This window comes from Xanthomonas translucens pv. undulosa, assembly GCF_017301775.1.
Lineage (GTDB): Bacteria > Pseudomonadota > Gammaproteobacteria > Xanthomonadales > Xanthomonadaceae > Xanthomonas_A > Xanthomonas_A translucens.
This window is the reverse complement of sequence record NZ_CP063993.1, coordinates 4,420,520-4,445,312: the sequence shown is the minus strand read 5'-3', so window position 1 is coordinate 4,445,312 and position 24,793 is coordinate 4,420,520. Positions and strand designations below refer to the sequence as shown.

Sequence of the window (24,793 nt, the reverse complement as noted above, 5' to 3'; positions counted from 1 at the left end):
GCGCCACGGTGGGCGCAGGCCGCCGGTTCAGGCGTCGCTGCGTTTTGCGCCGACTTCCAGTCCGGACTTGAGGCTGGCCTCGACGAATTCGTCCAGGTCGCCGTCGAGCACTTTTTGCGTGTCGGTGCGTTCGATGCCGGTGCGCAGGTCCTTGATCCGGCTCTGGTCGAGCACGTAGTTGCGGATCTGGCTGCCCCAGCCGATGTCCGACTTGGTCGCCTCGACCGCGTCGCGCTCGGCGTTGCGCTTCTGGATCTCCAGCTCGTACAGCTTGGCGGCGAGCATCTTCATCGCGTTGTCGCGGTTCTGGTGCTGGCTGCGCCCGGTCTGGCAGGCGACCACGATGTTGGTCGGGATATGCGTGATGCGCACCGCCGACTCGGTCTTGTTGACGTGCTGGCCGCCGGCGCCGGAGGAGCGGTAGACATCGGTGCGCAGGTCGGCCGGATTGATCTCGATGTCGATGTTGTCGTCCACTTCCGGCGACACGAACACCGAGGTGAAGCTGGTGTGGCGGCGGTTGTCCGAATCGAACGGCGACTTGCGCACCAGCCGGTGCACGCCGGTCTCGGTCTTCAGCCAGCCATAGGCGAAATCGCCTTCCACGCGCACCGTGGCCGACTTGATCCCCGCGACTTCGCCGCCGGAGACTTCCATCAGTTCGGTCTTCCAGCCGCGCGACTCGCACCAGCGCAGGTACATGCGCAGCAGGATCTCGGCCCAGTCCTGGGCCTCGGTGCCGCCGGCGCCGGCCTGGATGTCGACGAAGGCGTTGCTGGCGTCCATCTGCCCGGAGAACATGCGCTGGAATTCCAGCTTCTCCACGTGCGCCTGGAAGCGCTCGACATCGGCGACCACCGCCAGTGCGGTGTCCTCGTCGTCCTCGCTCTCGGCCAGTTCCAGGAACTCCAGCGCCTCGTTCAGCCCGTCGAGCACGCTGGCGATGCCGCCGACGGTCTTCTCCAGGTTGGCGCGTTCGCGGCCCAGGCTCTGCGCGCGCTCGGGGTCGTTCCAGACATCGGGGCTCTCAAGCTCCCGGGTGACTTCCTCTAGGCGTTCTTTTTTGACGTCGTAGTCAAAGAAACCCCCGAAGCGACAGCACCCGCTCGGACAGATCGGCGATGCGATGGCGAATGGGATTGAGTTCGATCATGGCGGCATTCCGGCAAACGGCAAACAAGAGCGCGATTCTAGCAATTCCGGCCGCCGCGCCACAGCGCGCGCGCGGCGCCGCCCGGGCCGGGCAGCGCGGCGATCACTCGGCGACCGCCGCCTCGCCCTCCCCGGCCGCCGCGCGCAAGGCGGCGCGGTAGCGGCGGCTGCACGGCACATGGCGGCCGTCGCGCAGGTGCACGCGCGCCTCGCCGGCCTCCAGCGGCTCGATCGAGACCACGCAGCCCAGGTTGACCATGTAACTGCGGTGGATGCGCACGAACACGGCCGGGTCGAGCCTGGCCTCGATCGCGGCCATGGTGCTGCGCAGCGGGTAGTCGTGGCTGCGCACGCGCAGGTTGACGTAGTTGCCCGAGGCCTGCAGCCATTCGATATCGGCAGCGGCGACCAGGAAATCGCGGCAGAGCTTGCGCACCAGGAAGCGTTCCGGGCGCTCCAGACCAAGAAAGGCCAGCAGTGGTTCTTCGGGATGAAGGCGCACATCGGGGTGGATCGGGACTCGGGCCTGGTGCACACGGTGGTGTCGACCGCGGCGAACGTGGCCGATGTGACGCAGGCGCAGAAGCTGCTGCACGGCCAGGAGCGCGAGGTCTACGCCGATGCCGGGTATACCGGGGCGGATGAACGTGCTGTTTGCGTTGTCGAACCTATGGATGGCGCGCAGGCGCTTGCTGGCGATAACGGGGAAGGTGTGCCTGCGAACTGAAAAGGATGGGGTTGTTCGGCAGGTGACGGCCTGAAATGGCCTGGATGAGGGGAAATACGTGCATCCATTTGCCGGTCAACCAGCCTCGTCCGATCACGCCTCTTGGATCCGTGGCTTGTTCAGAGCTTCCTTAATCAAATAAAGAAATCACGCACAGCCATATGTTTTTCGACTAGCTGGAAGGCAAATAGTAAGGCCTAACCAAAACACCTCGGGTCGCGCGCAAGCAACGCTGGGCGATGCAGGCCGACAGCTACCGACGCACGGCACGCAGTGCGCCCAATAGCTCCTGGCGCGAAGCAGGAAGACGCGGCCGCCGCCGCGCTATCCCGCTCAGCCCGGCGGGCGCTCCGGATACAGGCGCTTGGCCGCGTTGCGCAGCGCCAGCAGGATGCGTTCGGCACCCGGCGGCAGCATGTAGTCGCGGCGGCGGATGATGCCGAACGACTCCATCCGCACCCCCAGTGCGATCGGCAACACGGCCAACAGCTTGGCCTGTACGTACGGCGCCACCGCGTCGGCCGGCAACGCCGCCAGCAGGTCGCTGCCGCGCAACAAGCTGGTCAGCACCGGCAGCGACGAGGTTTCGATGACGTTCTGGGGGGGCGGCACGCCGTGCTCCAGGAACATCGCATCCAGGCGCGCGCGCAGCACGCTGTCGGTCGGCGGCAGCACCCAGCCGTAGCGCACCAGGTCGGCATGGCGCAGGTCGGCGCGCGCCGACAGCGGATGCCCGGCGCGCGCCACCGCCGAATGCGGCTCGTCGGCCAGCGGTTCGAACTCCAGCTCATCGCCGCCATGCGGGCCGAGGATGCGCCCGATCACGATGTCGAGCTGGCCGTCCAGCAGCTTGGCCACCAGCGGCCGGCTGTAGTCCATCGCCACCCGCACCAGGATTCCAGGGAACTCGCGCTTGACCTCGGCGATCGCCTGCGGCACCAGGTTGGTGCCGGGATTGACCACGGTGCCGATCGAGACCTGACCCATACGCCCCTCGCGCAGCGCCGCAATCTCCTCCTGCGCACGGCCAATCTCCGACATCGCCGCGCGCGCGCGGCGGATCAGCACCTGCCCGTACCAGGTCGGCTCCACCCCGCGCGCATGCCGCTCGAACAGCTTGACCCCGAGCAGATCCTCCATTTCCGCCAGCAGCTTGGAGGCCGCCGGCTGGGTCATACTCGCCGCCTCGGCCGCGCGCAGCACAGAACGGTGCTCGTGCAGCTGCAGCAGCAGCAGCAGATGGCGGGTCTTCAGGCGTGCGGCGTTGAACCAGGGATTGGCGGGAGCGGTCATCAGCGGAAGGCGTCCAGGTAAAGAAGATGCGTATTCACAACCGGAATAGCATATGTCTAAAATTTCATTTGCCGAGCATATCTTCGCGCGCGCAGCCTATTGTCCAGTCGCGACTCCGGCCGCGACGCCATCCCACCGTCACACCGCCTCGTGAAGGCGCCGGCGCGTCGCGCCAGCGTAGATCAGCAGGACGCTCCGCCAGCGCACCGGTCGATGGCGCCCGCCCGCGCGTCGCCAACGGGACGGCCGCGCAGCGGCGTGCCCTTGCGGCCGCACACTGGTCGCGTCGCGGTGGACGCCCCTCGCTCCATGCCCGTTGCCAGGTAAGCTGATGTCCGCCGTCTCCCCGTTCCAGTTTCCCCTGATCGCGATCCTGCGCGGCCTCACCCCCGACGACGCGCTGGACCATGTCGGCGCGCTGGCCGAGGCCGGCTACGACGCGATCGAGATCCCGCTCAACTCGCCGCGCTGGGCCGACAGCATCGGCGCGGCGGTGCAGGCGTTCGGCCAGCGCTGCTGGATCGGCGGCGGCACGGTGCTGAAGATCGTCGACGTCGACACCCTCGCCGACCTCGGCGCGCGCTTCATCGTCACCCCGAACACCCGCCCGCCGGTGATCCGCCACGCGGTCGCGCGCGGCCTGCAGGTGGTGGCCGGATTCGCCACCGCCACCGAAGCCTTCGACGCGCTCGACGCCGGCGCCCAGATGCTCAAGCTGTTCCCCGCCGCCACCTACGGCCCTGGCCACCTGCGCGCGCTGCGCGCGGTGCTGCCGCCGACGGTGCCGCTGTTCGTGGTCGGCGGGGTCAGCACCGACACCCTGCGCGACTACCTGGCCGCCGGCGCGATCGGCGCCGGCATCGGCGGCGAACTGTACCGGCCGGGGCAGGCGCTGGCGCAGACCCGGGCGCAGGCCGCCGCCTTCCGCCAAGCCTATCTGGACCACGCATGAAGATCGTTCGCCTCACCACCTACCACGCCGCGCCGCGCTGGTTGTTCCTGAAGATCGAAACCGACGAAGGCATTACCGGCTGGGGCGAACCGGTCATCGAAGGCCGCGCGCGCAGCGTCGATGCCGCGGTGCACGAGCTGAGCGACTACCTGATCGGCAAGGATCCGGCGCGGATCAACGACCTCTGGCAAGTGCTGTACCGCAGCGGCTTCTACCGCGGCGGGCCGATCCTGATGAGCGCCATTGCCGGCATCGACCAGGCGCTGTGGGACATCAAGGGCAAGGCGCTGGGCGTGCCGGTGTACGAACTGCTCGGCGGGCTGGTGCGCGAGCGCATGAAGACCTACCGCTGGGTCGGCGGCGACCGCCCGTCGGCCACCATCGCGCAGATCCAGAGCTACCGCGAGCTGGGCTTCGACACCTTCAAGTTCAACGGCACCGAGGAAATGAAGCTGATCGACGGGCCGCGCGCGGTCGATGCGGCGGTGGCCAAGGTCGCGCAGATCCGCGAGGCGTTCGGCACCAGCATCGACTTCGGCATCGATTTCCACGGCCGCGTCGCCGCGCCGATGGCGCGCGTGCTGCTGCGCGAACTGGAGCCGTTCAAGCCGCTGTTCGTCGAGGAACCGGTGCTGCCGGAACTGGCCGAATACTATCCGCGCCTGGCCGCGTCCACGCCGATCCCGCTGGCGGCCGGCGAACGCATGTACTCGCGCTTCGACTTCAAGCCGGTGCTGCAGGCCGGCGGCCTGTCGCTGCTGCAGCCGGACCTGTCGCATGCCGGCGGCATCACCGAATGCCTGAAGATCGCCAGCATGGCCGACGCCTACGATGTCGGCCTGGCCCCGCACTGCCCGCTCGGCCCGGTCGCGCTGGCCGCCTGCCTGCAGGTGGATTTCGTCTCGCACAACGCGGTGCTGCAGGAACAGAGCATCGGCATCCACTACAACGAAGGCGCCGACCTGCTCGACTACGTGATCAACAAGGAAGACTTCGCCTGCGACGACAGCGGCAGCATCGCCGCCCTGCCCAAGCCCGGCCTGGGCGTGGAAATCGACGAGGAGCGCCTGCGCCATGCCAACGAAAACCCGCCCGACTGGCACAACCCGGTCTGGCGCCATGCCGACGGCAGCATCGCCGAATGGTGAGTGAGCCCATGAGCGCCGCCCCCGCCCCCCCGCATACCGCCACGCTGGCCGTGGACAGCCGCTGCACCCACGGCGAAGGCGTGGTCTGGTGCGAACGCCGGCAAGTGCTGTTCTGGGTCGATATCGACGGACGCCAGCTGTGGCGCCACGACCCGGCCAGCGGCGCCAGCCGCCACTGGACCCTGCCCGACCGCCCCGGCTGCCTGGGCCTGTTCGACGACGGCCGCCTGCTGCTGGCCTTGGCCAAGGGCGTGTACGCGGCCGATCCGGACGCCAGCGCCGCCGACGCCACCGACCTGCCGCTGCACAAGCTGGCCGACCTGGAGCCGGAGCGCGACGACACCCGCGCCAACGACGGCCGCGCCGACCGCCACGGCAACTTCGTGTTCGGCACCATGAGCGAACGTGCCGACCAGGCCCCGGTCGGCAGCGTCTACCAGTGGTCCGCACGTCACGGCCTGCGCCGCCTGCCGCTGCCCGGCGTGGCGATCCCCAACGCGATCTGTTTCAGCGCCGACGGCCGCACCCTGTACTACTGCGATTCGGTGCGCCCGCAGATCCTGTGCTGCGACTACGACGCCGCCAACGCCCAGACCGGCAACAGCCGCGTGTTCGCGGACGTGGACCACCCCGGCGCCGAACCCGACGGCGCCATCATCGATGCCGAAGGCCACCTGTGGAACGCGCAATGGCGCGCCTGGCGCGTGGTCCGCTACCGGCCCGACGGCAGCGTCGAGCGCAGCGTCGCGCTGCCGGTCAAGCATCCCACCTGCCCGGCGCTGGGCGGCGCCGACGGCCGCACCCTGTACCTGAGCACCTCGCGCATGGACCATGCCGACGCCGAACTGGCGCGCACCCCGCAGGCCGGCGGCCTGTTCGCCGCCGCGGTCGGCATCGCCGGCCTGCCCGAAGGACGCATCGCCAGCGCATGATCGCCATCGATTGGGGCACCAGCAGCCTGCGCGGCTACCGGCTCGCAGCCGACGGCCGCGTCCTCGAGCAGCGCCGCAGCGACCAGGGCATCGGCGCCTGCCAGGGCCGCTTCGCTGCGACCCTGGCCGCGCTGATCGACGGCTGGCCCGGCGACGTGGCGCTGTGCGGCATGATCGGCAGCCGCAACGGCTGGATCGAACTGCCTTACGCGACCTGCCCGGCCGACGCCGACGCGCTGGCCGCGGCGATGCAGCCGCTGCAGGACCCGGCGCTGCCGGGACGCACGCTGTGGTTCGTGCCTGGCGTGGCCAGCAGCACCGAGGCGGTGCCGGACGTGATGCGCGGCGAGGAAACCCAGTTGATCGGGCTGATCGAGATCCTGGCGCAGGAGCCGCAGGGCGCCGGCCGCCACAGCGTGTGCCTGCCCGGCACCCACAGCAAATGGGTCGATCTGGAATACGGCCGCATCGCCGCCCTGGCGACGATGATGACCGGCGAGCTGTACGCGCTGCTGCGACAGCACAGCCTGCTGGCACGGCTGATGGACGCCGACGACGCGCAGTTCGACGGCGCCGGCTTCGACGCCGGCCTGCAGCGCAGCGGCGCGCCCGGCGGCCTGCTGCACCATCTGTTCGGGGTGCGCAGCCTGGGCCTGTTCGAGCGGCTGAGCGCGGCCGCCGCGCCGTCCTACCTGTCCGGCCTGCTGATCGGCCACGAACTGCGCGCGCGCCTGCCGCTGGCGCCGAGCGTGCACCTGATCGGCGGCAGCGGCCTGCTCGACCGCTACGCGCATGCGCTGCGCGCCTTGGGCAGCCAGGTCCGCAGCCACCCCGAAGACCTGGCCGCGCACGGCCTGTACCGCCTGGCGCAACGCCGCGGCGGCATCGGCCACTGATCCGGCGCGGCCGGCCGCGCGCATTCCCCACGCGGCGGCGCCGACTGCTTTAGAATTGCGCGCTTAACCGCCGGATCGAACCATGCCTTTTGTCGTCACCGAAAACTGCATCAAGTGCAAATACACCGACTGCGTGGAAGTGTGTCCCGTGGATTGTTTCCACATGGGTCCCAATTTCATGGTGATCGATCCGGACGAGTGCATCGACTGCACCCTGTGCGAGCCGGAGTGCCCGGCCAACGCGATCTACCCCGAGGACGACGTGCCCGCCGGCCAGGAAGGCTTCGTCGCGCTCAATGCCGAGCTGGCCAAGGCCTGGCCGGTGCTGACCACGCGCCAGGAACCGCTGCCCGACGCCGCAGAGTGGGACGGCAAGCCGAACAAGCTGCCGCTGCTGCTGAAGTAAGCGGCGCGCAACGCCGTCGAGGCAACCCCCACCAAGCCGCGCGAGCAGTTTTTTGTAGGAGCGGCTTCAGCCGCGACAGGCAGCATCGGTCAAGCCTGTCGCGGCTGAAGCCGCTCCTACAAGGGATTCCTGGAACCGCATCATCCGGCGCACTCGCCGGCGCCAGCACCTTTCCCCAAAACGACACGGGCGCCCTGCGGCGCCCGTGTCTGTTTATCGCAACGGCCGGCGCGAACGCCGGCCGGCACCACCGGCTCAATGGCCGAGCTTGGCCTTCAGCGCCGCGATCAGCTTGACCGGGGCATCGCCGCTGGCCGGCATGCCGCGCGGATCGACCGCCGACACGTAGACCCCGGCTTCCACCGCGACCACGCGCACCAGGAAGTTGCTGCCTTCGTAAGCCACGTCGTAGGAACCCAGCACCTGCGCGCGGCTGGCGATGGTGACGCCGGCGATGCCGCCCAGCGCGTCGCCGACCTGGCCGAACACCTGGTCGCGCGCGCCCGGCACCACGAAGCCGCTGTTCGACGCCGCCGGAGCCTGGCCCGGCGCGCTGCTGGCGCCGGGGCGCTGCGTGGCCGACGCCAGCGCCGGCACCTTCATCGCCGCCGAGGTGTCCGGGGCGGTCAGGTCCGGCGGCACTTCCAGCGGACGCATTTCGGGGGCCAGCGCATAGTCGCCGCGCGGCTTGCCCTTGTGGAACCAGCTGCACCCGCTGGTGGCCGCGACCATGGTGGTCGCCAGCACGGCGGCCGACAGCACGCGGACGTAGGGAACGGAAGCACGCATCGATAAATCTCCTGAGGTCAGGCCGCGAGCGTTTCGCGGCTGGATAGTTCTTCCAACGCGGCTGCGTCGGTGGCGAGACGGTCGGCCGTGGCGTGGTGCGCCGCGGACAGCGGCAGCAGCGGTAGCCGCAGGCCCTGGCCGATGCCGGCGCGCTGCAGCAGCGCCTTGACCGGGATCGGGTTGGATTCGATGCCGCAGAAGGCGTGGAACGGCTGCAGCCGCGCATCCCAGGCCTGCGCCGGCTCGGCCTGGCGCGCACGCGCCAGGTCGCACAGGCGCCGGTAGGAGGCCGGCAAGGCGTTGGAGGCGACCGAGATCAGCCCGTCGTAGCCGCCGAGCATGGCCTGCGCGGCGCTGCCGTCGTCGCCGCTGAGCACGGCGAAGCCGTCGCTGCGCAAGGCCAGCAACGCGGCGATGCGCTGCGGATCGCTGCTGGCGTCCTTGATGCCGACGATGTTCGGATGCTGCGCCAGGTGCGCCACCGTGTCCGACAGCAGGTCGCAGCCGGTGCGCCCGGGCACGTTGTACAGCACCACCGGCAGGCCGCCGTGCTCGGCCACCTGCAGGTAGTGCGCGAGCAGGCCGGCCTGGGTCGGGCGCACGTACGGCGGCGTCACCACCAGCGCGTACTGCGCGCCGTTGGCGGCGGCACGGCGGGTCAGCGCGACCGTCCTGGCGGTGCCGGACAGGCCGGTGCCGGCCAGCAGCGGCACGCGTGCGCCGATGACCTGCGCCGCTTCACGCAGGATCAGGTCGTACTCCTCGTCCAGCAGCGTGGCCGCCTCGCCGGTCGATCCCGCCACCACCACGCCCTGCACGCCGGCGTCCAGCTGGCGTTTGAGCAGCCGCTGCCAGGCGTCGAGGTCGAGGTCGCCATTGCCCTGGAAGGGCGTGGCCAGGGCGGTGATGATGCCGGAGAGGGACAAGATGCCTGATGCTCGCTGGATGAGAGGGCCGCGTGCGGCCTGCACGGACGGGATTCGTCCCGCATGTTACTTGCGGCCCGAAAGCACGGGCAAGTATGCTGCATAATGCGCCGAGCGACCGCCCGGACGCCGTTCAGCCTTACGCAATCCTACGCAATGCCGGAAGCCCCTTTGACAGACACCACGCCCCGGCCCGCGCCGACCGAAAACCACCTCCTGATCAACGCCTATACGACGCATCCGGAATCGCCGCTATTGCCGGTGACGCGCCGCATCGCCGACAGCGGCTGCAATCTCGTCGATGCGCGCCTGGCCACGGTCGGCCGCGACGTGTCGGTGACCGCACTGGCAACCGGCTCGTGGGACGCGGTGGCCAAGCTCGAAGCCATGCTGACCCGGCTCGACCGCGAGGAAGGCATGAAGCTGGTGTGGTATCGCACCGGCGCCAAGCAGGCGCAATCCAACCTGCTGCCCTACATCGTCGAGGTCATCGCCGCCGACAAGCCGGGCATCCTGTTCCAGCTGGCGGATTTCTTCGACCGCCAGGGCATCACCATCGAGAACCTGCAGAGCACCCGCTACCGCGCGATGCAGACCGGCGCGGAGATGTTCTCGGCGCAGGTGACCATCGGGGTGCCGGCGAACATGCACATCGCCGCGCTGCGCGACGATTTCCTCGAGTTCTGCGACCACCTGAACCTGGACGCGATCATGGACCCGATGAAGTTCTGATCCGCGCTGGACATCGACGCAGTCGAACGCAGATGATGGCGATGCACGCGGAGGATACCCCATGAAAGACGGCGACACCCTGGATCGCACCACGCTGGCATTGCCGCTGGCCTTGTCCGGCGGCACCAGCGCCACGCTCGGCGATTACGCCGGCCGCTGGCTGGTGCTGTATTTCTATCCGAAGGACAGCACCCCCGGCTGCACCACCGAGGGCATCGACTTCAATGCGCTGCTGCCGCAGTTCGAGCAGGCCGATGCCGCCGTGCTCGGCGTCTCGCGCGATTCGCTGAAATCGCACGACAATTTCTGCGCCAAGCAGGGTTTCCGCTTCCCGCTGGTCAGCGACGCAGACGAGGCCCTGTGCCGCGCGTTCGACGTGATCAAGGAAAAGAACATGTACGGCCGCCAGGTGCTGGGCATCGAGCGCAGCACCTTCCTGATCTCGCCTTCGGGCCGGCTGCTGCGCAGCTGGCGCAAGGTCAAGGTTCCCGGCCACGCCCAGGCCGTGTTCGACGCGCTGCAGGCCGCCGCCCAGCAGTGATCATTCGCGCTTCCCGCACGTCGCATCACCCTGCCCTGCGCAGGCGGTGATGGTCTTTCCCTGTCCCATTCCCAGGAATCCACGATGACCCGAGGCAAGCGCATCTACGTGCTGGATACCAACGTGCTGATGCACGACCCGACCGCGCTGTTCAAGTTCGAGGAGCACGACGTGTTCCTGCCGATGCAGGTGATCGAGGAGCTGGACAACGCCAAGAAGGGCATGTCCGAAGTCAGCCGCAACGCGCGCCAGGTGAGCCGTTTTCTCAACGAGCTGATCGAGGGCGCCGGCGCCGAGCAGATCGAGTCGGGCATCCCGCTCAGCCATCCGCAGGGCATCCAGCTCAAGAGCAGCGGCAGCATCGGCCGGCTGTACTTCCAGATCCGCCCGGTCGAGCCCGGGCGCAGCTTCGGCACCGTGGCACCGGACAACAAGATCCTGGCCGCAGTGCTGGCGCTGCGCGAGGAAGGCCCGGAAACCCCGGTGATCCTGGTGTCCAAGGACATCAACCTGCGGATCAAGGCGGCGATCAGCGGCCTGATCGCCGAGGATTACGAGAACGACCGCGCGCTCGACGATTTCAGCCTGCTGTACACCGGCGCGATCGAGCTGCCGGAGGATTTCTGGCAGAAGCACAACCAGGACCTGCGCAGCTGGAGCGACAAGGGCCGCACCTGCTACGAGATCGCGCTGGCCAACGACGAGGACTGGTATCCGAACCAGTACCTGTACCTGCCCGGCGACGACGAAGTGGAACTGCGCGTGGTCAAGGTCAGCGGCGAGCGCAAGGCGACGCTGGCCCTGGTCGACGATTTCCGCAGCGGTCAGCACGCGGTGTGGGGCATCACCGCACGCAACCGCGAGCAGAACTTCGCGCTCAACGCGCTGATGGACCCGGAGATCGACTTCGTCACCCTGCTCGGCACTGCCGGCACCGGCAAGACCCTGCTGGCGCTGGCGGCGGGCCTGGCGCAGACCATGGACCAGCAGCGCTACCGCGAGATCATCATGACCCGCGCCACGGTCAGCGTCGGCGAGGACATCGGTTTCCTGCCCGGCACCGAGGAAGAGAAGATGACGCCGTGGATGGGCGCGCTGACCGACAACCTGGAAGTGATGACCCATAACCAGGAAGGCGGCGCCTGGGGCCGTGCGGCGACCAACGACCTGCTGGCCAGCCGGATCAAGATCCGCTCGATGAACTTCATGCGCGGGCGTACCTTCCTGTCGCGCTACCTGATCCTTGACGAAGCACAGAACCTGACCCCAAAACAGATGAAGACGCTGATTACCCGCGCCGGCCCCGGCACCAAGATTGTGTGCCTGGGCAACGTCGAGCAGATCGACACGCCGTACCTGACCGAGACCACCTCGGGCCTGACCTATGCGGTGGACCGGTTCAAGGCCTGGCCGCACAGCGCGCACGTCACCCTGCGCCGCGGCGAGCGCTCGCGCCTGGCCGACTACGCCTCGGAGGTGCTATGAACGCCGCCAACGCACGCCGCCTCGGCGGAGCAGTCCTGGCACTGGCCCTGCTCGGCGCATGCAGCACCGCGCGCGGGCCGGCCAGCGTGCCGACCGCGATCAAGGTCGGGCAATCGTGGATCGTCACCCGCAACAGCGCCGCTGCCGAGGTGCTCGATACCTGTTCGCGTGATAGCCCGGCGCGCCAGGGCGGCGTGCTGAGCGGCTACTGGGTGCCGACGATCGAGCAGATCGCACAGCTGGAAGCACGCCTTCCGCAACTGCAGCCGACCATTGCCGCTCCGGCCAGTGCCGACCGCCAGTACGTCGGCATCCTCTACCGCGGCAAACACGCGATCTACGTCAACGCGTTCAAGCCGCATGACGACAGGGACGTGGATCCCAGCGTCGATGCGGTGCGCGTGTGCGGCGGCGGCAGCGGCTTCTGGGGCGCGGTCTTCGATCCTGTCAGCGGCACCTTCTCCGAGATCGCCGTCAACGACGCGAAGTAGGCCGTACCCCATGCGCCGGCCGTCCTCGCCCAGCCCGTCGCGCGCCGCGCGGCGGCGGCGCCGCGGCGCATGAACGTCGAACTGCCGCGCTGGGCCTGGGCGTTTGCCGGCGCCCTGGCCTGCGTCGCCGGCATGGTCAACGTGGTCGGCTACCTAGGCTTCGAGCACCAGGCGGTGACCCACCTGACCGGCACCACCACCCTGCTCGGCGCGGCGCTGGCCGATGGCGACCTGCGCGTGATCGGCCAACTGCTCGGCGTGGTCCTGGCCTTCCTCGGCGGCGCCGTGCTCAGCGGCATCGTGGTGCAGGACAGCCGCCTGCGCCTGGGCCGCCGCTACGGCGTGGCGCTTGCCTTGGAAGCATTGCTCCTGCTGGCGGCGATGCAGGCGTTCAAGCAGCAACAACTGCTCGGCGCACTATTCGCCGCCAGCGCCTGCGGGCTGCAGAACGCGATGACCACCACCTACAGCGGCGCAGTGGTGCGCACCACCCACCTGACCGGCATGTTCACCGACCTGGGCATCGGCCTGGGCCAGGCCCTGCGCGGCCTGCCGCTGCCGCGGCGGCGCATCCGCCTGAGCCTGCTGATCATCGGCGGCTTCCTGCTCGGCGGCGTGCTCGGCGCCTGGGCCTACCGCCATGTCGGCTTCGATGCATTGCTCGCGCCAGCGCTGCTGACCGGTCTGGTCGGGACGACCTACACCGTACAGGCCCACTACCGGCGCCGCGAGCGCTAAGCGCGCCGGCCCGGCAGGCCCCCGGCACCGGACGCACCCTCGCCGGGGCGGGAGATCGCATGCATTGCATGCCAGGGCACTGCGCCACGCGCGCCAGCCGGGCCAGCTGCGGTTCAGCCTAAAAATTGCATCAGCCAGTCGAAATCCTCTTGCCGCAGCGGCGAAAACGCCTCATCGGCCACCAGCGCAGCGGCGGGCGCTGGCGGTTGCAAGCGCAGCGGATCGTTCCGGTCGCCACACTGCCGCAGGAACTCGAGCGGCGGCGTTCCAGGATCGAGCAGGCCGTCGGCGAAGTGAGTCCGTTTGCGGCGCTGTCCCCAACTGAGCAGCGAGCCGAGCATGTCCTGCAATCCGGAGGCCAAAGCGGAGCCGGCCGAACGGCGCCAGGATGGCCGTGCCGGCGGCGTGTCCGCGGCAACGTCGGGCAAGGCGCGTTTACGGCGGCCGCTCGATGTGGACGCCTGCGCCACCGGACTGGGAGACCGCACCGTGCTGGACGCCTCCAGGATGCGTTCCAAGGCCGCGGCCAACGTAGGCGAGGACGGCTCCGATGGCGCCTGCGCGGCGGCGGCCCTGCTCACGCCCAGGTTTCTGACAATCCGCTCCCAGCGCTGGGAGGCATCGGGAATCGTGCCGCCGATCGCTTCCAGTTCCGCGACCCCGACCCGCTGCAGCAATTGCAGCAGCGCCGGCCGGCTCAGCTTGAACGTGGTCAACGCCTCGTTGAAGGCGTGCAGCGGCGCGCGATGGCATTGGAAGAATCCCACCACCTTCACTACCCGCCTGGCATCGGGCACGTTGTGCGCCGTGGGCTCCGGCATCTGCGCCTGCTGCCGCCGGGTCAGCGCGGCCTCGCGCGGCAGGCCGTGCTTGACCGCCTCCAGCGCAGGGCGTCCGCCGATACAGGCCAGGGCGGCCAGGTGATCGGCGCCAAATGCAGCAGCCCCGGCTGCGGATCGGACAACTGCGCCTGCACGTCTTGCAGCGCGAGCCTGCCGCCCGCTTGGCTGGCGATGGACACCACTTGCACGCGGCTCAACCCATACCCCAGCAACTCGGCCAGCAACGCCTCCACCGCTAGCAGCGCCTGCTTGCCGCCGCAGTAGCTGGCGATGGCCACCACCTGCTCGGTGCTCAGACCATGATCGTGCTTCAGCCGCGGCAGCAGTTCCTCGACCGCTTGCAGCGCCTACTTGCCGCCGTCGTGGCTGGCGATAGCCACCACCTACTCGGTGCTCAGACCATGATCGCGCTTCAGCCGCGGCAGCAGCTCCTCGACCGCTTGCAGCGCCTGCTTGCCGCCGTTGAGGCTGGCAATGTCGCTGGCAATGTCCCCCACCTGCTTAGGGTTCAGTTCGTAGCCGGGGCCGCGCTGCGTCTTCACCACACCCTGTGGGCCGGACGACTCCTGCCCCGCCGCGACCGCGGCAGCCTCAAGAGGGAGGCGCGGCCGCGCGCCCAGATCGCCAATGCCGGCCAATGTCGTTGGTACAGCGGACGCTGCAGGCGCCGCCGGGTCCGATCCCGGCGCCTCGCTGGTGTGCGTTGCTGGTACTGCTGCCCGTTGGGGATTGATTTTTCGCACGTTTCGCCTCCTCGCGCCCGACCCGGGCGCCTAACGAGGACAGTAGTCCAGGCCCACCGCACCTGTCCTGCCCGATGCGAAACGCGCGCGATGGAAGCAAAGCCTGCCCAGGCCGATCCCAGCCTGTCCGGGCATGGCCATGCACCGCGCTTGCGCGACCGCGCGTTCAGCCGAACGATCGCATCAGCCAACCGGGCTGCGCTCGGCGCAGCGGCGAACGCCTCCCCCGCAATCGGCGCTGTCTCCTTATCACATCTTTGAGTGGCGATATGCTGCAACGCCATGATTTGACTGAATCATGGTGAACGATGTTTGTGGATGAGACGTATACGAGTACTTGCGTTACAAGCATGGGCAGGCGCAGCGGTATGTGGTCCGGGCGCAATCGGATCGAGGCTTGGCGCAGGGCGGGCAGCCCCTGTTTGGCGGCTTGTCTGGCGAGCAGAGGTGGCAGTACGAAGCGACGGTGGAGGTGACCCAGCGTGGCGGGCGCGCGGCGCGCAAGGCCCGGGTACAGGTGTGCGGTCGCCGCCTGGAGGTGAAGCCACCGGCAGATCGTGGCAAGCAGGCGGTGTCGCTGCCGGTCAACGTGGTGCTGGTGCGTGAGCCTGCCGGTAGTGAGCATGAACCGCTGAACTGGGTGCTGCTGACCAGCGAACCGGTGGAGACGGTAAAGCAAGTCAAGCAGATCGTGGGGTATTACGAGTTGCGTTGGCGGATCGAGGAATACCACAAGGCCTGGAAGAGCGGCGTGGGAGTGGAGCGACTGCGCCAGCACAGTGCGCAGAACTTGGAACGGATGCAGGTGATCACGGCGTTCGTGGCGGTGAGATTGCTGCAACTGCGTGAGCAGTTGCCAAGCCGAGCGGACAAGGAAGAAGTGCAAGCGGCCTTGCCTTGTGACCAGATACTGGGAGCCGAGGAATGGAGGGTGTTGTGGCTGACAGTCAAGAAGACGGCGCCCCCGCTGACGCCGCCGACTGCACGATGGGCGTGTCTTGCGGTTGCACGGCTGGGTGGATTTACCGATACCAAGCGCACCGGGCGTCCGGGCTGGGTCACTCTATGGCATGGTTGGCAAGTGCTACAGGAGCGAGTCGCAGGCTTCCGGCTGGCCACGGGAATGACGGCGTTGATGTGATAAAGAGACAGGCAATCGGCGCGGGGCCGGGCAGCGGCGGTTGCAGGCGCATCGGATCGCCCCGCCGTCCCGGTGTTTGCAGGTCCGCGAGCGCTGACGGGCGGTCGCCAAGCCGCCGCAGGCGCTGCACAATCGACGCATGAGCGAACCCACCGTTGTTTCCGCACTGAGCATCGCCGGTACCGATTCCGGTGGCGGTGCCGGCATCCAGGCCGACCTGAAGACCTTCGCCGCGCATCGCGTGCACGGCCTGTCGGCGGTGGCCGCACTGACCGCGCAGCACACCCGCGGGGTCGCCGCGGTGCACGTGCCGCCGTTGCCGTTCCTGCGCGCGCAGATCGACGCCTGCTTTGCCGATTTCGACATCGGCGCGGTCAAGCTCGGCATGCTCGCCAATGCCGCGGTGATCCACTTGGTCGCCGATGCGCTGGAGCAGTACCGCCCGCCGTTCGTGGTGCTGGACCCGGTGATGGTCGCCACCAGCGGCGCCAAGCTGCTCGAGGACGACGCGCTGGATGCGCTGCGCCATCGGCTGCTCCCGCTGGCGACGCTGGTCACCCCGAACGCCCCGGAAGCGCAGCTGCTGCTGGGACGCACGATCGAGAACGGCGAGGATGCCGAGCACGCCACCGCCGCGCTGCTCGACGCCGGCGCGCAGGCGGTGCTGCTCAAGGGCGGCCACCTGGACGAAGGCCATCGGGTGATCGACCGCTACGACGACGGCGTCAGCCGCAGCGAATTCAGCCATGTGCGCCTGGCACTGCAGGCCCACGGCACCGGCTGCACCCTCGCCGCCGCGATCGCCGCGCAACTGTGTCAGGGCCTGGCGCTGCCGGTGGCCTGCGAAGCGGCGATCGACTACGTCGCGCGTGCGCTACAGGGCGGCTACCGTCCCGGCCGCAGCGAGGTGGTGGTGCTGGACCACTTCGGCGCCGCGCGCCACGCGTGAGCATGCACGCGGCGCCGCGCCAGGCGCTGCTGTGGCTGCCCCGCTCGGCGTAGCCGCGGCGCGCGATCTGGATGGCACCGGAAACCCCGCTGCGCGCCCTGCTGCGAAAGCTGGCGCCGCGCACGCTTGAGCTGCACTCACGGATGCGGCACAGCTGGGCGCCGCGGCCGCCCCTTTCGCCTGGATGCAACGGCCGCCAGCCGTGGCGCAGGCCCTGCCCGGCAGCGCCGGCTGAATTTTTTCCGCCAAGGGCATTGACGGGTCCGGGGGACTCGGTAATAATTCCGCTCCTGACGACGCGCCCGTAGCTCAGTTGGATAGAGTACCTGGCTACGAACCAGGCGGTCGGGAGTTCGAATCTCTCCGGGCGCACCAGTCAGATAAAAAAAAACGACAAACCCGGTTTGTCGTTTTTTTTTGCGTGTTCGCCGGCTATTTGCAGGCGTGCGCGCGCAACGTGGCGCGCAGCCCGGCGGCGCATCGGCGCACGCCGCTGTAGACGAATCTGCAGAACTCGGGAATAATCCCGCGCCTGACAACGCGCCCGTAGCTCAGTTGGATAGAGTACCTGGCTACGAACCAGGCGGTCGGGAGTTCGAATCTCTCCGGGCGCACCAGTCAGATGCAAAACGACAAGCCTGCGCTTGTCGTTTTTTTTGCCTTCCGTTTGCCCCTGACCGCGGCTTGCGCGCGTGCACCTTTACGCGGCGACCTTGCCGCCGACGCCGTCCACCTGCGCCGCCGCGCCGCCGTCCAGCTCGATCACCGCATAGCCCGCCGCACGCCACGCGTGCAGCCCGCCGCGCAGCGGCAGCACATCCTCGTAGTGACGCTGGCGCAGGCGCGTGGCTAGCACCGCCGCCGACACCTCGTTCGGGCAGGCGCAATAGATGACGATCTTGCGATCGCGCGGCAACGCCGCGACGATGGCGTCGATGCGGCGATCGTCCACCTCCAGCGCACCGGGAATCGCGAACGGCTCGATCGCCCGATAGCCCGGCGCGCGGATGTCCAGCAGCACCGGCACCGCCTCGCCCTGCATCAACGCGTACAGTTCGTCGACGTTGATGCGCAACGTCTCCATCGACTTCAGCAACGCATGCCGGCGCCACGCGCGATAGCCGATATAGAGCACGAGCAAGCCCGCCAGCAGCAACACCGCACGCGTGCCGAGCAGGCTCAGCCAGTCCAGCACGTCGTGCACCTGGTCGGCGAACGCCAGGCCCAGCAGCAGCCCGCACCCCGCCCACAGCGCCGCTCCCAGCGCGTCGTAGCGCAGGAACTGGCCTGGCCGCACCCGCATCGCCCCGGCCATCGGCACCGACACCATCGACAGACCAGGGATGAACTTGGCCACTGCCAGCACGCGCACGCCCCAGCGCGTGTAGAAGCGCTCGGTCTGCTTCATGCAGGTATCGCGCGACAGCGACAGCCTGCACAGCGACTGCAGCGTGCGGTTGCCGTAGCGGCGGCCGGCGCCGAACCAGACCAGGTCGCCGATCAGGCTGGCCACGATCGAGACCGACAACGCGGCCAGCAACCCGCTCCACACCGCGCTGCCGTGGAGCACGGCATAGGTCGCACCGACCAGGATCAGGGTCGGCAATGCCGGCACCGGCAGGCCCAGCGACAAGGCCAGCACATTGACGAAGACCAGACCCAGGCCGTAACGCGCGATCAGTTCCTGCATGGCCGTGCCTGCGCCTGGGGGAAGAAAGGATGCGGCATTATCCTCCCGGTCGCGACGCCCGGCGCGTACAACGCCGCAGCACCGGCGGAACAGACCCGACCACCCTCAGTCCAATCGCGCCTGCAACTGCGCCAGCCACGCCTCGAACACACCGGGCTGGCGCATGCGCGTGCGCCACCAGGCCAGCGCCGCGCCTTCCTCGCCGCTGCGCCACGCCAGCTGGAACACCTCGTCCGGCTTCGGCTCCTCGACCTGCTTGCGCAGCAGCGCGCCGCACGCCAGCGCCGCCCGCGCATAGGGTTCGGGCAGGAAACCGAAACCCAGCCCGGCCAATTGCAGCAGGTACTTGCTGCGCATGTCCGGCACGGTCAGCGCGTCCTGGCCGAACAGCAGCCCGACCGTGCGCGGCAGCAGCCGCCGCGCCGAATCGGCAACCGCGATCGCACGATGCTCGGCCAGCTGGCTGCGGCCGAGCGGCTCGGCCGCCTGCGCCAGCGGATGGGTGGGCGCGACCACGAACACGAACGCCAGCGTGCCGAACGCTTCGGCGACATAGCCACCGCCGCTGGGTCCCTCCCCGGCCGCGCCCAGCAGCAAGTCCACGCGCCGGTCCAGCAGCGCCTCCCAGGTGCCGGACAGCGATTCCTGCACGATCCGCAGCCGGGTCCGGTCGGCGACCGCATAGAACGCGGCGATGTCCTCGGCCAGGCAGTCCGGCGCGAACAGCGAATCCAGACCCAGCGCGAACTCGGTCTCCCAGCCGGAGGCGACGCGGCGCACGCGCAGTTCAAGATCGGCGGCCGCGCGCAGCAGGTGCCGGCCCTCGCGCAACAGCTCGGCCCCGGCCGCGGTGAGCGCCACCTTCGGCCCCAGGCGCTCGAACAACTGCACGCCCAGGTCCTGCTCCAGCTTGGCCACCGTGTAGGAAATCGTGGACGGCACCTTGTACAGCGCCTTGCCGGCCGCCGAGAACGAGCCGCGGCGATCAATGGCGTCGATGATCTGCAGCGCGTCGAGGCTGATCATGAGCATTCGAATTTTTCGATGATAGGCACCGAATCTATCCGTTTTTCAAACCCGGCGACAGCGCGGATACTCGTCATAACCCCAAGGCAGCTACGGAATCAAGCGGATATCGCGACCGTTCTGCCTATCGATCCACTTGCACATACCGCCACTACCGGGAGCTTCCCATGTTGCAGATCCGCACCAGCGATAGCCGCGGCCGCGCCGAGCACGGCTGGCTGTCCTCGCGCCACACCTTCTCCTTCGGCCACTACCACGACCCGCGCCACATGGGCGTCGGGCCGCTGCGGGTGATCAACGAGGACCGGGTGCAACCGGGCCAGGGCTTCGGCACCCATGCGCACCGCGACATGGAAATCCTCTCCTACGTGCTCGACGGCGCGCTGGAGCACAGGGACAGCATGGGCAACGGCTCGGTGCTGCGCTACGGCGACGTGCAGCGCATGAGCGCCGGCTCCGGCGTGACCCACAGCGAGTTCAACCACTCTGTCAGCGAGCCGCTGCACTTCCTGCAGATCTGGCTGCTGCCGGAACGTGCCGGGATCGCCCCCGGCTACGAGGAAAAGCACTTCACCGCGCAGACTAAGCGCGGCCAGCTGCGCCTGATCGCCGCGCCGCAGGGCGAGGACGGCGCGGTGCGGATCCACCAGGATGCGCGGATCTATGCGGCGATCCTGGACGGCGCCGAGCGCATCGCCTACCCGCTGGCCAGCGGACGCGGCGCCTACGTGCAGGTCATCCGCGGTGCGCTGACGGTCAATGGCCAGGCACTGCAAGCCGGCGACGCAGCGCAGAGCGTCGACGAGGCCGAACTGCACTTCGCCGACGCGCAGGATACGGAATTCCTGCTGTTCGACCTGCCGCGCTGAACCGCGGCGCCAGCCCGAGCGCTGCCGCCACACAGACCGCACACGAAGCATCCGCCCGATGGCGGATGCTTCGCATTGGCGCAGCGGATCCGCACGCTCCACGATGCAGCATCGGCCACCCACCCCACTCATGCGTCCGCGCCACGCATCGCAGCGGATTCGGCGCCGTACCGCGCACTCCTCACGCCTCCCTCGGAAGGCCATGACGCGTCCTGCACGGCACCCGCGTCAATGCTTGCGCTCTTTTCCCCATGCCGGCATGCCGGCCGAGAGCCCTGCCCCGATGCGACACCCCGCCAGCGCCGTCTACGCCACTCCCTCACGCATCCGTCAAGGACGTCCCTTCCCCCGTGGCGCCATGTTCGACGGCCAGGGCACCAACTTCGCCCTGTTCTCCGCGCACGCCACGCGCGTGGAGCTATGCCTGTTCGACGACTCCGGCGCGGAAACGCGGCTGGACCTGCCTGAGTACACCAATGAGATCTGGCACGGCTACCTGCCCGACGTGCAACCCGGCCAGCGCTATGGCTACCGCGTGCACGGCCCGTATGCGCCCGGCGAGGGCCACCGCTTCAATCCCAACAAGCTGCTGCTGGATCCCTACGCCCGCGAAATCGAGGGCGACCTGATCTGGGCCGACGAACTCTATGGCTACACCGTCGGCCACCCGGATGGCGACCTTAGCTTCGACGAACGCGACAGCGCGCCGTTCATGCCCAAGTGCGTGGTGGTCAAAGACACCTACGACTGGGGCGACGACGCGCGCCTGCAGACCCCGTGGAGCGACACCCTGGTGTACGAGACGCACGTGCGCGGCTACACCATGCGCCACCCGCAGGTGCCGCAGGAACTGCGCGGCACCTGCGCCGGACTGGCCCAGGAACCGGTGCTGCGCTACATCAAGGAGCTGGGCGTCAGCGCAGTGGAACTGCTGCCGGTGCATGCCTACCTCGATGACCAGCACCTGCTCGACAAGGGCCTGCGCAACTACTGGGGCTACAACACGCTGGGCTTCTTCGCGATCAAGTCGCGCTACCTGGCCAGCGGCCAGCGCGACGAGTTCCGCGACATGGTCAAGGCCATGCACCGCCAGGGCCTGGAGGTCATCCTCGACGTGGTCTACAACCACACCGCCGAAGGCAGCGAACTCGGCCCGACCCTGTCGTTCCGCGGCATCGACAACGCCAGCTATTACCGCCTGGCCGAGGACAAACGCTACTACATCAACGACACCGGCACCGGCAACACCTTGAACCTGAGCAACTCGCGGGTGATCCAGCTCGTCAACGACTCGCTGCGCTACTGGGCCGGCGAGATGCACGTGGACGGCTTCCGCTTCGACCTTGCCACCATCCTGGGCCGCGAACCCACCGGCTTCGACCAGCGCGGCGGCTTCCTGGACGCCTGCAACCAGGATCCGCTGCTGTCGGAAGTGAAGTTGATCGCCGAGCCCTGGGACTGCGGCCCGGGCGGCTACCAGGTCGGCCACTTCCCGCCGGGTTGGTCGGAGTGGAACGACAAGTTCCGCGACAATGCCCGCGCCTTCTGGAAGGGCGACGACGGCATGCTGGCCGAGTTCGCGACCCGCTTCACCGGCTCGGCCGACCTGTTCGATCGCCGCGGCCGCCGCCCGTGGGCCTCGCTCAACTTCATCACCGCGCACGACGGCTTCACCCTGCGCGACCTGGTCAGCTACAACGACAAGCACAACGACGCCAACGGCGAAGACAACCGCGACGGCTCCAACAACGACGGCTCCTGCAACTACGGCGCAGAAGACGCCAGCGACGACGCCGACATCCTGCAACTGCGCGAGCGGCAGAGCAAGAACCTGCTGGCCACGCTGCTGCTGGCGCAAGGCACGCCGATGCTGCTGGCCGGCGACGAGCGCGCGCAGACCCAGGGCGGCAACAACAACACCTATTGCCAGGACAACGAGATCACCTGGCTCGACTGGGACAACGACCCCACCGAGGGCCGACTGACCGACTTCGTCAAAGCGCTGAGCGCCTTGCGCAAGCGCTACCCGATCCTGGCCCGCGGGCGCTTCCTCAACGGCCAGTACAACGAAGAAGCCGGCGTGCGCGACCTCACCTGGCTCAATCCCGGCGGCACGGAGATGGAAGAAGCCCACTGGACCGAGGCCGGCGCGCGTGCGATCGGACTGGTGCTGGAAGGCAAGGCGCAGACCTCCGGAGTCAAGGAGCTGGCCAACGACGACACGCTGCTCATCGTCATCAACGCCTACCACGAAGGCGTGAACTTCGTCCTGCCGTCGGCCGAGGAGGCCCTGCACTGGAAGCTGGTGCTGTCCACCGACGAGACATTGCAGGCCGACACGATGCCAGCAGGCGCCAGCGACTTCCTGGCGCCGCCGCGCAGCGTCAGCGTGTTCGAGTACCAGCCGCCGCAGCCCGGTTGACGATCCGCAAGCCGGGAGTCGGTCGTCGCGATGCGACTTGGGCAAGTGCGGCGCAGGACGCAGCCGCCGGGAAAGACAGACGCCCCGGCGCCCGTTTGCAATCACCCGCCTCGTATGGCGCGCGCAAGGCAGAGCGCGCGCCATGCCGAGAATCGCGACGACGCCTCGCGCGCCAACCTGATCGAACTGATTCCGCACCTGGCCATCCTGTACGTCTACGACAACAGCAGCCCTGCAGATCGCGACGGCCAGGTCACCGCCCTGCTGGTGCTGGGAATGGACCAGAGCGGCGTCCACAACCCGCTCAGCGCCGAAGAGTTCGAGCACGTCCAGGAATCGGCCAAACCCATCGTCATGGCAGCTCTCGAGGCCCGCCCATCATGGCCCAGAGCGTCTGATCGTCACGACGTGCTGGCGCACAGTCGCACACTGCAACTGCACGGGATTGGAGCATCGCCTCGGCACTCAAACTTTCCAGCGCTTAAACGTCGCTCTCGAATGCGACCGATCTTCACTCAAGACATACCGCACTGCGCGCAGCGTGGCGGTGCCCGCTCAAGGGCATTCACTTACTCGCGGAGTCAACGATGGACAAGAATCGCACTGAAGGCGCCAAGAACCAGATCAAGGGTACCGTCAAAGAAGTTGTCGGCAAGGTCACCGGCAATAAGCTGAAGGAAGTCGAAGGCAAACTTCAGAATGGCGCCGGCAAGATCCAGAGCGAAGTCGGCAAGGCGCGCGACAACGCTCGCAGCTGAGCAGGGACGCATACCTCGGCGCCTTGCAGCACTATGAGCGACTAGGGAAGCTCTGAGGCTCTTGTCCTCGCCCATTCAGGTGAAGTGGAAGATTGGGATGCCGCCCTCCTCCCTGCAGTCCTCCAGCTCCAGCCTGGCCACCTCGTTGGACCGGGCGCCGGTGTAGAGCAAAATGAGCGGGAGCCACCGGGCCGCTTCGCCCTTCAACTGCTTGAAGTTCTCCGGGTCGAAGATGCGCTTGACCTGGTCAGGCGTGAACGCCTGCGAACCATGGCTCTTTGCCCGCTGCTTCTTCAGCTGCCTGGGCACGGAGGCGTGCCCGGACGCAGGGTTGTCGCCCTGCGGGTAATGCCCGGCCGTCTGGGCCCACTTGATGAAGTCTGCGCAGGCCGAGAACCGGTTCGTGATGTAGGTGATGACCCGCTTCTGCGCGGTCTCGTGCAAAAACCACTCCGAGAAGTCGGTCCGCGTCAGCTCCTTCAGCATCACCGGGCGCTTGCCCTTGCCCTTGCGCTGGCTCGCCACGAAGACCTCCAGGTCCTTCATGGCCCGGGTTTTCTGAACGATGGTCTTGGCGGTGTTCTTGCCCTGGATGCTGACCAGATACTTGTCGCGCGCGGCGGCGAGGGTCAGACCAGCGGAGCGAGCCTCGCTGATGGGCTTGACGACCCTGAGCGCCGGGAATGGCGCCGGCGCGGGCACCGAGTGCTGCGCGGCCAGTTGCCGGAACAGCGACAGGTCCTTGTCGTCGTTGATCTCCACCTGCCCGAACGAGGCCCCGCCCGGCAGCTTCACGTCCTTGAGGATCAGTTCGAGCGACGACGTGCCCTCCAGGCTCCTCAAGAGCTCATCCAGCTCCGACCCCATGCTGCCGTTCCTGATGGCTGCGAAGGCTCGAGCATAGCGCTGCTGCATCAGCAACGCGTAGCCAAGCGCGGCGCGATCGCAGGCCGTGCCGGTGCTGCGCTTGACGACCTTGCGCCCGAAGCGCGCCTGCAGATCCGCAGGAATGCGCAAACGAACGTAGTAGCGACCGGTCTCGCCGCGCGTGAGGTAGTGCGCTACTCGCATGGAAGTGTCCAAGCAAGTGTCCAAGGCGCGGGAAAAGAAAAACGCCCACAAATCGTTGATTTGCGGGCGGTTTC

The 24,793-nt window shown here is 68.2% G+C and carries 25 protein-coding genes, 2 tRNA genes and 2 pseudogenes; 18 read left to right on the top strand and 11 right to left on the bottom strand.

Going from position 1 to position 24,793, the window contains the following annotated elements; genetic code table 11:
* Nucleotides 1–27: 27 nt before the first annotated feature.
* Together prfB and ISN38_RS19070 are read right to left on the bottom strand one after the other, a co-directional pair.
* Nucleotides 28–1,153 (bottom strand): peptide chain release factor 2 gene (gene prfB / locus ISN38_RS19075; protein WP_108084989.1). Its coding sequence is split into 2 segments (ribosomal slippage): nt 28–1,077 and nt 1,079–1,153, totalling 1,125 coding nucleotides; the frame shifts between segments, so codons are not numbered across the junction.
* 102 nt (nt 1,154–1,255) lie between these two features.
* Nucleotides 1,256–1,612: pseudogene (locus tag ISN38_RS19070) on the bottom strand (LytTR family DNA-binding domain-containing protein); the annotation flags it as partial.
* Between ISN38_RS19070 and ISN38_RS20920 the strand changes: the two are divergent.
* Nucleotides 1,610–1,801 (top strand): annotated as a pseudogene (locus ISN38_RS20920) (transposase); the annotation flags it as partial. The pseudogenes ISN38_RS19070 and ISN38_RS20920 sit on opposite strands and share 3 nt — an antisense overlap.
* A gap of 411 nt (nt 1,802–2,212) precedes the next feature.
* Here the strand turns inward: ISN38_RS20920 and ISN38_RS19060 are convergent.
* Entirely contained in the window at nt 2,213–3,172 is a 960-nt protein-coding gene (locus tag ISN38_RS19060; protein WP_058364128.1) for a LysR substrate-binding domain-containing protein, read from the bottom strand.
* A gap of 331 nt (nt 3,173–3,503) precedes the next feature.
* On the opposite strand from ISN38_RS19060, the gene ISN38_RS19055 reads away from it, so the two are divergent.
* From ISN38_RS19055 to fdxA, 5 genes are all read left to right on the top strand, one after another.
* Complete coding sequence (locus ISN38_RS19055; protein WP_003471634.1) at nt 3,504–4,124, top strand: 2-dehydro-3-deoxy-6-phosphogalactonate aldolase; 621 nt, start codon at nt 3,504–3,506, stop codon at nt 4,122–4,124.
* The gene (gene dgoD / locus ISN38_RS19050) at nt 4,121–5,272 is read left to right on the top strand and encodes a galactonate dehydratase (protein ID WP_003471632.1); all 1,152 of its coding nucleotides are present in this window, start codon (nt 4,121–4,123) and stop codon (nt 5,270–5,272) included. Before ISN38_RS19055 ends, dgoD begins: the two co-directional genes overlap by 4 nt.
* Nucleotides 5,273–5,280: 8 nt before the next feature.
* Entirely contained in the window at nt 5,281–6,204 is a 924-nt protein-coding gene (locus ISN38_RS19045) for an SMP-30/gluconolactonase/LRE family protein (protein ID WP_003471630.1), read from the top strand.
* Nucleotides 6,201–7,100 (top strand): 2-dehydro-3-deoxygalactonokinase, encoded by a 900-nt coding sequence (locus ISN38_RS19040; RefSeq protein WP_058364126.1) that lies wholly within the window; start codon nt 6,201–6,203, stop codon nt 7,098–7,100. The genes ISN38_RS19045 and ISN38_RS19040 overlap by 4 nt, the downstream gene beginning before the upstream one ends.
* A gap of 82 nt (nt 7,101–7,182) precedes the next feature.
* Nucleotides 7,183–7,506: a ferredoxin FdxA gene (gene fdxA, locus ISN38_RS19035; RefSeq protein ID WP_047324981.1), complete on the top strand. Its 324-nt coding sequence runs from the start codon at nt 7,183–7,185 to the stop codon at nt 7,504–7,506.
* A 255-nt stretch (nt 7,507–7,761) separates the two neighbouring features.
* Here fdxA and ISN38_RS19030 read toward each other — a convergent pair whose 3' ends face one another.
* The gene (locus ISN38_RS19030) at nt 7,762–8,295 is read right to left on the bottom strand and encodes a hypothetical protein (protein WP_003471624.1); all 534 of its coding nucleotides are present in this window, start codon (nt 8,293–8,295) and stop codon (nt 7,762–7,764) included.
* A 17-nt stretch (nt 8,296–8,312) separates the two neighbouring features.
* On the bottom strand, nt 8,313–9,221 hold the full coding sequence (gene dapA, locus ISN38_RS19025; protein WP_047324982.1) for a 4-hydroxy-tetrahydrodipicolinate synthase: 909 nt from the start codon (nt 9,219–9,221) through the stop codon (nt 8,313–8,315).
* Between the two features lie 156 nt (nt 9,222–9,377).
* On the opposite strand from dapA, the gene ISN38_RS19020 reads away from it, so the two are divergent.
* From ISN38_RS19020 to ISN38_RS19000, 5 genes are all read left to right on the top strand, one after another.
* Nucleotides 9,378–9,953 (top strand): glycine cleavage system transcriptional repressor, encoded by a 576-nt coding sequence (locus ISN38_RS19020; protein ID WP_003475101.1) that lies wholly within the window; start codon nt 9,378–9,380, stop codon nt 9,951–9,953.
* Nucleotides 9,954–10,014: 61 nt separating this feature from the next.
* Nucleotides 10,015–10,494 carry a peroxiredoxin gene (locus ISN38_RS19015; RefSeq protein WP_003471618.1) on the top strand — a complete coding sequence of 160 codons (480 nt, stop codon included), beginning with the start codon at nt 10,015–10,017 and terminating at the stop codon, nt 10,492–10,494.
* Nucleotides 10,495–10,578: 84 nt separating this feature from the next.
* Nucleotides 10,579–11,979 carry a PhoH family protein gene (locus tag ISN38_RS19010; protein WP_206711976.1) on the top strand — a complete coding sequence of 467 codons (1,401 nt, stop codon included), beginning with the start codon at nt 10,579–10,581 and terminating at the stop codon, nt 11,977–11,979.
* Nucleotides 11,976–12,470: a hypothetical protein gene (locus ISN38_RS19005; protein WP_003471614.1), complete on the top strand. Its 495-nt coding sequence runs from the start codon at nt 11,976–11,978 to the stop codon at nt 12,468–12,470. The genes ISN38_RS19010 and ISN38_RS19005 overlap by 4 nt, the downstream gene beginning before the upstream one ends.
* A gap of 69 nt (nt 12,471–12,539) precedes the next feature.
* Nucleotides 12,540–13,208 (top strand): YoaK family protein, encoded by a 669-nt coding sequence (locus ISN38_RS19000; RefSeq protein WP_003471611.1) that lies wholly within the window; start codon nt 12,540–12,542, stop codon nt 13,206–13,208.
* 113 nt (nt 13,209–13,321) lie between these two features.
* Here the strand turns inward: ISN38_RS19000 and ISN38_RS18995 are convergent, their stop codons facing one another.
* The 3 genes from ISN38_RS18995 to ISN38_RS18980 all read right to left on the bottom strand — a co-directional run bounded on the left by ISN38_RS18995 (nt 13,322) and on the right by ISN38_RS18980 (nt 14,793).
* Nucleotides 13,322–14,029, bottom strand: a complete 708-nt coding sequence (locus ISN38_RS18995) for a hypothetical protein (RefSeq protein WP_003471610.1) — start codon at nt 14,027–14,029, stop codon at nt 13,322–13,324.
* Between the two features lie 20 nt (nt 14,030–14,049).
* Nucleotides 14,050–14,328, bottom strand: coding sequence for a hypothetical protein (locus ISN38_RS18990; RefSeq protein WP_141696016.1), 279 nt, complete (start codon nt 14,326–14,328; stop codon nt 14,050–14,052).
* 105 nt (nt 14,329–14,433) lie between these two features.
* Nucleotides 14,434–14,793 (bottom strand): TAL effector repeat-containing protein, encoded by a 360-nt coding sequence (locus ISN38_RS18980; RefSeq protein ID WP_139115878.1) that lies wholly within the window; start codon nt 14,791–14,793, stop codon nt 14,434–14,436.
* 337 nt (nt 14,794–15,130) lie between these two features.
* Here ISN38_RS18980 and ISN38_RS18975 point away from each other — a divergent pair, with 337 nt between their 5' ends.
* From ISN38_RS18975 to ISN38_RS18960, 4 genes are all read left to right on the top strand, one after another.
* The gene (locus tag ISN38_RS18975) at nt 15,131–15,934 is read left to right on the top strand and encodes an IS4 family transposase (protein WP_081316129.1); all 804 of its coding nucleotides are present in this window, start codon (nt 15,131–15,133) and stop codon (nt 15,932–15,934) included.
* A gap of 139 nt (nt 15,935–16,073) precedes the next feature.
* The gene (gene thiD / locus ISN38_RS18970) at nt 16,074–16,883 is read left to right on the top strand and encodes a bifunctional hydroxymethylpyrimidine kinase/phosphomethylpyrimidine kinase (RefSeq protein ID WP_003471593.1); all 810 of its coding nucleotides are present in this window, start codon (nt 16,074–16,076) and stop codon (nt 16,881–16,883) included.
* A gap of 298 nt (nt 16,884–17,181) precedes the next feature.
* Nucleotides 17,182–17,258 (top strand) — tRNA-Arg (locus ISN38_RS18965).
* A 165-nt stretch (nt 17,259–17,423) separates the two neighbouring features.
* A tRNA-Arg gene (locus ISN38_RS18960) sits at nt 17,424–17,500 on the top strand.
* An 83-nt stretch (nt 17,501–17,583) separates the two neighbouring features.
* On the opposite strand, the gene ISN38_RS18955 is transcribed toward ISN38_RS18960, so the two are convergent.
* On the bottom strand, nt 17,584–18,573 hold the full coding sequence (locus ISN38_RS18955) for a DedA family protein/thiosulfate sulfurtransferase GlpE (protein ID WP_047324984.1): 990 nt from the start codon (nt 18,571–18,573) through the stop codon (nt 17,584–17,586).
* Nucleotides 18,574–18,678: 105 nt separating this feature from the next.
* Nucleotides 18,679–19,605, bottom strand: coding sequence for a LysR substrate-binding domain-containing protein (locus ISN38_RS18950; protein ID WP_003471589.1), 927 nt, complete (start codon nt 19,603–19,605; stop codon nt 18,679–18,681).
* A 161-nt stretch (nt 19,606–19,766) separates the two neighbouring features.
* On the opposite strand from ISN38_RS18950, the gene ISN38_RS18945 reads away from it, so the two are divergent.
* The 3 genes from ISN38_RS18945 (at nt 19,767) to ISN38_RS18935 (ending at nt 23,648) form a co-directional block, all read left to right on the top strand.
* Complete coding sequence (locus tag ISN38_RS18945) at nt 19,767–20,468, top strand: pirin family protein (RefSeq protein ID WP_003471588.1); 702 nt, start codon at nt 19,767–19,769, stop codon at nt 20,466–20,468.
* Between the two features lie 283 nt (nt 20,469–20,751).
* Nucleotides 20,752–22,890, top strand: coding sequence for a glycogen debranching protein GlgX (gene glgX / locus ISN38_RS18940; RefSeq protein ID WP_003471587.1), 2,139 nt, complete (start codon nt 20,752–20,754; stop codon nt 22,888–22,890).
* Nucleotides 22,891–23,477: 587 nt separating this feature from the next.
* The gene (locus ISN38_RS18935; RefSeq protein WP_003471586.1) at nt 23,478–23,648 is read left to right on the top strand and encodes a CsbD family protein; all 171 of its coding nucleotides are present in this window, start codon (nt 23,478–23,480) and stop codon (nt 23,646–23,648) included.
* 75 nt (nt 23,649–23,723) lie between these two features.
* On the opposite strand, the gene ISN38_RS18930 is transcribed toward ISN38_RS18935, so the two are convergent.
* Nucleotides 23,724–24,731, bottom strand: a complete 1,008-nt coding sequence (locus ISN38_RS18930; protein ID WP_241753969.1) for a DUF6538 domain-containing protein — start codon at nt 24,729–24,731, stop codon at nt 23,724–23,726.
* Between the last annotated feature and the right edge of the window lie 62 nt (nt 24,732–24,793).

Coding starts and splice junctions, on each gene's coding strand:
- ISN38_RS19060 (WP_058364128.1), bottom strand. CDS start 3,172: ATGACCGCTCCCGCCAATCCCTGGTTCAACGCCGCACGCCTGAAGACC.
- ISN38_RS19055 (WP_003471634.1), top strand. CDS start 3,504: ATGTCCGCCGTCTCCCCGTTCCAGTTTCCCCTGATCGCGATCCTGCGC.
- dgoD (WP_003471632.1), top strand. CDS start 4,121: ATGAAGATCGTTCGCCTCACCACCTACCACGCCGCGCCGCGCTGGTTG.
- ISN38_RS19045 (WP_003471630.1), top strand. CDS start 5,281: ATGAGCGCCGCCCCCGCCCCCCCGCATACCGCCACGCTGGCCGTGGAC.
- ISN38_RS19040 (WP_058364126.1), top strand. CDS start 6,201: ATGATCGCCATCGATTGGGGCACCAGCAGCCTGCGCGGCTACCGGCTC.
- fdxA (WP_047324981.1), top strand. CDS start 7,183: ATGCCTTTTGTCGTCACCGAAAACTGCATCAAGTGCAAATACACCGAC.
- ISN38_RS19030 (WP_003471624.1), bottom strand. CDS start 8,295: ATGCGTGCTTCCGTTCCCTACGTCCGCGTGCTGTCGGCCGCCGTGCTG.
- ISN38_RS19020 (WP_003475101.1), top strand. CDS start 9,378: ATGCCGGAAGCCCCTTTGACAGACACCACGCCCCGGCCCGCGCCGACC.
- ISN38_RS19015 (WP_003471618.1), top strand. CDS start 10,015: ATGAAAGACGGCGACACCCTGGATCGCACCACGCTGGCATTGCCGCTG.
- ISN38_RS19010 (WP_206711976.1), top strand. CDS start 10,579: ATGACCCGAGGCAAGCGCATCTACGTGCTGGATACCAACGTGCTGATG.
- ISN38_RS19005 (WP_003471614.1), top strand. CDS start 11,976: ATGAACGCCGCCAACGCACGCCGCCTCGGCGGAGCAGTCCTGGCACTG.
- ISN38_RS19000 (WP_003471611.1), top strand. CDS start 12,540: ATGAACGTCGAACTGCCGCGCTGGGCCTGGGCGTTTGCCGGCGCCCTG.
- ISN38_RS18995 (WP_003471610.1), bottom strand. CDS start 14,029: ATGCCGGAGCCCACGGCGCACAACGTGCCCGATGCCAGGCGGGTAGTG.
- thiD (WP_003471593.1), top strand. CDS start 16,074: ATGAGCGAACCCACCGTTGTTTCCGCACTGAGCATCGCCGGTACCGAT.
- ISN38_RS18955 (WP_047324984.1), bottom strand. CDS start 18,573: ATGCAGGAACTGATCGCGCGTTACGGCCTGGGTCTGGTCTTCGTCAAT.
- ISN38_RS18950 (WP_003471589.1), bottom strand. CDS start 19,605: ATGCTCATGATCAGCCTCGACGCGCTGCAGATCATCGACGCCATTGAT.
- ISN38_RS18945 (WP_003471588.1), top strand. CDS start 19,767: ATGTTGCAGATCCGCACCAGCGATAGCCGCGGCCGCGCCGAGCACGGC.
- glgX (WP_003471587.1), top strand. CDS start 20,752: ATGCGACACCCCGCCAGCGCCGTCTACGCCACTCCCTCACGCATCCGT.
- ISN38_RS18935 (WP_003471586.1), top strand. CDS start 23,478: ATGGACAAGAATCGCACTGAAGGCGCCAAGAACCAGATCAAGGGTACC.